This is a genomic window from bacterium (assembly GCA_040755755.1).
Taxonomy (GTDB): Bacteria; SZUA-182; SZUA-182; order DTGQ01; family DTGQ01; genus DTGQ01.
In genome coordinates this window covers 1-6,740 of sequence record JBFLZW010000077.1, presented here as the reverse complement: position 1 = coordinate 6,740, position 6,740 = coordinate 1, and the positions used below count along the sequence as shown (strand labels likewise).

Sequence of the window (6,740 nt, the reverse complement as noted above, 5' to 3'; positions counted from 1 at the left end):
AGTATTTGGAATTATTCGGGTCCTCCCGTTCGGGGGAGAAGGCCAGATAAAAGTCATATCCGGCATGAAGGTCCGTATTTTCCAGAATGGCCCGCATATCTTCATCCGTGGTCCCCGGATAAGTGGTACTTTCCAGAACAACCAATTGCCCCTTCTTCAGATATCTGGCGATTGTCCTGGTTGTACCAAAGACATACGACATATCAGGCTCCCGGTTAACATTGAGAGGGGTCGGGACACAGATAACGATCGCATCCTGCTCGGTTAATCGGGAAAAATCCGTCGTGGCCTGAAATCGTCCGTCAGCAATCATTCCCCCGATCATTTCTGAAGGAATGTGCCTGATATAACTCCTTCCGGATTTCAGCGCATCCACCTTGGTCTGATCCACATCAAAGCCGGTCACCTGAAAACCGCTTCGATGAAACTCTCTGACCAGGGGCAGGCCGACATAGCCAAGACCGATAATCCCTATTTGAGCTGTCCGGTTCTGAATTTTTTCAAGTAGCATATTTTTCCCTTTCATGATGATCCTGTTTTGTTTGAAATTCGATTGCCTAAAAAAGTTACAGAGTTGCCGGGATTGATACCTGTCATTGATACTTTTACTTTTGGAGAAGTATACACCAAGAGTAACGAAATAAACAACGTCTATCTTTCATCAGGTGACTATATCCGGCTCCAGGATATCTCTGAGAGTTTTCAAGAGATCAGGGAGAGCAAAGGGTTTTTGCAGAAACCTGAACCCCTGCTTTTTTATCGTGGACCACCGCGCCTTCTGGTCAGTATAGCCACTCATCAGGAGGACCCGGATCTTCGGCTGATATGAGAGGAGGCGATTAACCAGTTCAGGCCCGGACTGATCGGGCAGGACCACATCGCTCAAGACCAGATTGAATTCCCCTCCCTCCCGATGAAAAACATCGAGCGCCTGCTGAGCATTCGCAGCCTCAGTTACTGTATAACCGTTCTCATGAAGTACTTTCACCGTCATTCTGCGGACATCCTCTTCGTCTTCCACGACGAAAATCCGCTCACCCTTTCCCTGAAACCTTTGCAACAAGGGGATTGTCTCGCTTTTTTGGGCCTTGCCGTTTTCCTCCCGGCAAGAGGCTGGAAGGTAGATTTTGAATACGGACCCTTTGCCCGGCTCACTATAGGTATTTATCCACCCTTCGTGCTGTTTGACAATACCATAAACTACCGACAGACCAAGACCGGTGCCCTTCCCAAGTCCCTTGGTGGTATAGAAGGGCTCGAAGATCCTGCTCATCGTCTCCTGGTCCATGCCGCATCCGGTATCGGCAATCGACAGGCGAACAAACCTGCCTGGCCGAGCTTCCGGTGTCATGGCAGAGAATTCCTCATCCAGAGTTATATTCTCTGTTTTGATGGTGAGCCTGCCTCCCTGAGGCATGGCATCCCTGGCATTGACCGCCAGGTTCATGATCACCTGCTCGATGTTTCCCTCATCAGCCTGAATTGGCCATAGGTCCGGCTCAAGCTCAGCATTGATGGCAATATCCTCACCGATAAGGCGGTGAAGCATCCTGAGCAGGTTATCAACCGTTCTGTTGAGGCCGATCGGAACAGGCTCCATCGGCTGCTTGCGGCTGAAGAGGAGGAGCTGTCGGGTGAGGTTGGCTGCCCGGTCAGCGTTAAGACGCACCTGACTCAAATCCCTGAACACGGGATCTGCCTTATCGATTTTCATAATAGCCATGCTGGTATAGCCAATAATCGTGGTCAAAAGGTTATTGAAATCATGGGCCACACCTCCGGCCAGAATTCCTATGGCTTCCATCTTCTGGGATTGGAGGAGCTGGGCCTGGATCTTCTGTTTTTCCTCTTCGGCCAGCTTTCGCCCGGTAATATTTGATACCAGGGCAACCACCCCGGTGAAATTGCCGTTATCGTCGATAATCGGCGATGAATCAAGATTGGTATAGACCCGTGATCCATCCTTATGACGAAGCTCAAACTCATGCCTTTCCTTGATGCCCTGCCTGCGAAGCTCGAAGCTGCGGTTAAACAGGGCTGCGCTCTGTTCATCCAGAAAGGAAATTACCGGTTTTCCGATCATTTCATCTACCGTATACCCGATCATCTCGGCCATCTGGGAATTGACAAAGGTGGTCCTGCACTCGCTATCGATAGCCCAGATACCCTCCTGCGCATTTTCGATCAATTGCCGGTATTTTTTCTCACTTGCCCGCAGCGCATCCTCGGCTTCCTTGATCTCGGTAACATCCTGGATAAATCCGGTAATTTTAACTGGATTACCGGCCTCATCGGTGAAAACTACTCCCCTTCCCTGAGCTCTGCGGAGTGATCCGTCCGGACGGACAATCCGATGCTGATATTCAAATGGCTTTTTATTCAGACATGCCTCATGAAACAGGCTTAAAAAATCATCCCGGTCATCAGGATGGACAAACTGCGCCAGGCTCTCTTCAAATGGCTCGATTCTATCCTGGAATCCGGTCCCAAAGATTCTGCAGAGCTCTTCAGACCAGGTCCCCGTGTCTGTCCTGATATCCCAGTCCCAACTGCCGACGTGAGCAAGTCTTTGGGCTTCAGCCATTTGGGCCTGGCTTGTTTTTAACGCTCCCTCCATCTTCTTGCGCTCGATAATATCTTTGAAGTTTTCAACGATACCGATCAACTCACCGTTGGGACCCTGCAAAGGAGCTGCTGTTAAAAGGCAGGGGATTTTGGTGCCATTTCTCTGCTCCATTTCCAATTCATATTCAAAGACATCCTCACCCCGGAGAATATGCGATAACGGGCAGGCAGGGGTGTTACACAGAGTATGGCGAAATACTGTATAGCAGTTCTTCCCCATCACTTCACTTCTATCCAATCCGAGCAGGATACAAAATGCGTCATTAACCTCCAGCAACGTGAAGTTTTTATCAATCACACACATACCCTCGGCTGTCGCGTTAAATATCTGTCTCAGCTCCGCATACGCAAGCCTGGCTTCCTCCTCTGCCTGCCTGCGCTCGGAGATTTCCCGCTGAAGCTGCTCATTGGCTGCCTGAAGTTGGGCGGTGCGCTCGGACACTAATGCCTCAAGGTGCTTGCGGTATTCATCCAGTTTTTCCTCGGCAAATTTGCGTTCAGTAATATCGGTAGCCACACCAACCATCCTGGAAAGATTTCCACTCCGGTCCCAGACAGGAAATCCGCGGTCCTGAATCCAGCGGATAGATCCATCAGGCCGTACAACACGGTATTCAAAATCCCATATGCCTGTCGGATTTTCCCTGATTCCTCTGATTACCTGTTCGCGATCATCGGGATGAATAGCCTCGATGAAAGCGAGAGAATCTCGATATACGTCATCCCGGCTGCGGCCAAAAATCCTCTCATAGGCAGGACTGATGTAGATTGTTTCCGTAACTCCCGGTGTTGTCATCCAAAAGACATCCTGCACGGTTTCCGTTACCAGCCGGAACTTCTCCTCGCTCTCCCTCAAAGCATCCTCTGCCAGTTTGCGATCGGTAATATCGAATGATAATTCCATAACCAGAGGTGAACCGTCACTATCAGTGAAGGGGTACTCATAGACATCATATATCCGGCCATCCGGACTTATTAAGTTCCGCCACCCTATGAAACCTTCCATGCCGAAAATAGACATGGTTTGACACCCCTCACAGGGCTCTTTTCGCCCGGCCAGGATCTCGTAACATTTCCGGTCCTGGGGCACACCACGCGACTCTCTGAAGTAGCGGTTGGCAAAGCGGATGGAATAGTCCCTCGCCTGGATATGGATAGATGCGGGAATATTATCGAGGATATTAAAAAGCCGCTGCTTCTCAGCCCGCAGCTCCTCCTCTGCCCACTCACGCTGGATGATTTTTCTGACGACCCGTTCAACAATGTTGATCAGGTTTCTTTCCTCTTTTAAGAAAGGGCCTTCATCACATTTTGGTTTCTCTTCCAGGTAATAAACTTCAAGAGCGCCGGCTACCTCATTATGGAAGGTAATGGCGGAAGCCTGCTTCCAGATAGTTTCCTTAAAATTACGGGTCGTGAACGTCTGGTCTTTTAAAATCAGCCGGGCACAGGTGATCTCCGGATACTGCCAGGCGGATGGGATAAGGTCAACAATGCCCTGTAATGTCTCCTCCAGTGAAAGGTCTTCTTTTCCAATCAGACAGGCTATACCAGATAGGCAATTCAATTCTTTGGTACGCTCGGCAAGTTCGTGTGAACACCGTATGAGCGATTTCTCGATTTCCTTTCTCCTGGCTATCTCCTGTCGAAACTGCTCATTGATGGCAGACTGCGGTGCAACAGTGCGATCTCTCGCAGTCTCCTGAAGATATGGGCGGCGGCAGGGATCTGAATCATCTTCCGCCTGATCGAGATTTTTTTTTGCGGATTTTGCTCTGGAGACCTTTGGGCAGAGTTTTACAAACCTGGGAAAAACATTCTCTTTTTTTATTTTTTGCATCTGTTATCGCCTGCCTGATACAAGGGTCTGACACCCGAAAAGGTATTTTTTTGCTCAAATTCAATGTATAATAAGCCGAATTATGCTCCTTTTAATGCTCATTTTACCACAAAATATGATAAAAAACACACACTGCCAAAGACTTTTTAACACAGGGGGCTTTCGCCCATAGGCATTGAGCTCAGGGGAGGGTTTTTCTCCCTCGCCCTTCCGGGGAGTGGGTTCAGGGGCGGACACTTTTGGTTTCGCAGAGATTTCTCCTGGTTCATAGCCCTGATGTCGAGAATGCGTCTGTCAATCCCTCCCCCTTTTGAGGGGGGAGGTTAGGTGGGGGTGAACAAAAACAACTTCTTCCCCTCCCTAAAAGGGAGAGGGATGCGCAGGGGACGGCCTATGGCAGTTCTCGGTGGTCGGCTGGCTCAGCAATGACTTCCCTGAGAGCTCGAAGCAGATCAACCAGGGAAACGGGTTTATGGAGAAACCGGAATCCCCGCTCCCGTATGGTGGTCCATTGTGACTGCTTATCCGGATAGCCGCTGATTAAAAGGATCCGAAGCCGGGGTTGGAGCAAAAGGAGCTGATCGGCCAGCTCAATGGCACTTTGGTCGGGCAGAATCACATCACTCAGGAGCAGATTGAAATTTCCCCTCTCCTGTCCGAAAATGGACAGTGCCTGCCGGGAGTTTGCAGCCGTAAAGACAACATAGCCATTTTCCTGGAGCATGGTGGCAGTCACTTTACGGACTCCATCCTCATCCTCCACCACCAGGATCCGTTCACCTTCTCCTTGAAACTTCTTCACTGAGACCGCCTCATTGGCTTTCTTTTCCGGAATCATCAGGGAAGCAGGCAGACAAACGGCAAACGTTGATCCTCGCTGCGGGGCACTGGAAACGTTGATCCATCCCTCATGCTGCTTGATGATGCCATAGACCACGGACAGGCCAAGCCCGCTGCCCTTTCCGATCTCTTTGGTGGTATAGAAGGGTTCAAATATCCGGCTCATGACCTCGCTGCTCATGCCGTATCCCGTATCGATAATTGACAGGCGCACAAACTGGCCGGCCCGGGCTTCGGGAAAATTCGCCGCCTGGTTCTCATCCAGGGTCAGGTTTTCGGTCCTGATGGTGAGCTCTCCTCCCTTTGGCATGGCATCCCTGGCATTAACCACCAGGTTCATGATTACCTGTTCGATATTTCCTTCATCAGCCAGAACCGTCTGCAGGTTCGGCTCAAGGTCGATGGTGATGCGGATATCCTCGCCGATAACACGGTGAATCATCTTGAGCAATTCATCGACGGTGCTGTTGAGATTGAGGGACACAGGTTCCGTCGGTTGCTTGCGGCTGAAGAGGAGCAACTGCCTGGTGAGATTGGCTGCCCGGCCGGATGCCAGGCGGATCTCTTTCAGATCCACGGCCACGGGATTGTCTTCGCCAACTTCAAGCAGGGCCAGGGTAGCATGCCCCTGAATCATGGTTAAAAGATTATTGAAATCATGGGCCACTCCTCCGGCCAGAAGACCGATTGCCTCCATCTTCTGTGCCTGAAGGAGCTGAGACTGGATTTTTTCCTTCTCCTTCTCTATCTGCCTGCGGCCGGTAATATCACGGGTAATGGTCATTACGGCAGGCTTGCCGTTATATTGAATAAGGCCGCTCGAGACCTCTCCATCTTTCATGGTTCCGTCTTTGCATATGACCTTTACTTCAAAAAAGGGAGGAACCTTTTCACCGGCAAGCAGCAGGGAATAGAGCCAGTTTGCCATTTCTCTTGATTCAGGCGCTACGATATCGAGAAAAGGCATGCCGAGCAGTTCTTCAGACGTATAGCCAATTAGCCGGAGTGATGCGGTATTAGTGAATTTGAAAACTCCATCCTGGATGATGGCAACCCCATCCTGGGCCTGCTCCACCAGGGCCGAGTACTTGGCCTCGGACTCCCGCAGCAGTTCCTGTGCTTTTTTCCACTCACTGATATCCTTCATAAAGGCAACGATGCCAAGCAATTCCCCTTGTGCTCCCCGGAAGGGATTGACCGACATCAGGCAGAAGACTCCGATACCATCCCTGCGCACCATCTCCTTCTCTTTCTCAACAAGCTCCTCACCATTGAGAATCCGGGAGAGGGGACAATCAGGGGTATCACCAATAGAGATCGGAATAAATTTTGCTATATGAGGTGAATTTTTATCCTTTATGCCTCGAAAAAGTAGGAAGGGAGGCATAAAAAATGGTGGAATCACCCCAAATTGATTACCAGAAACACCCTGATG

3 protein-coding genes are annotated in these 6,740 nt (G+C 50.2%); all 3 read right to left on the bottom strand.

Going from position 1 to position 6,740, the window contains the following annotated elements:
• Positions 1-511 (bottom strand): NAD(P)-binding domain-containing protein (locus tag AB1611_20525; protein MEW6381969.1); only part of this gene is annotated, 511 nt, incomplete at its 3' end.
• A 150-nt stretch (positions 512-661) separates the two neighbouring features.
• Positions 662-4,465, bottom strand: coding sequence for a PAS domain S-box protein (locus AB1611_20520; GenBank protein MEW6381968.1), 3,804 nt, complete (start codon positions 4,463-4,465; stop codon positions 662-664).
• Positions 4,466-4,856: 391 nt separating this feature from the next.
• On the bottom strand, positions 4,857-6,740 hold a 1,884-nt coding region (locus AB1611_20515; protein ID MEW6381967.1), incomplete at its 5' end, for a PAS domain S-box protein.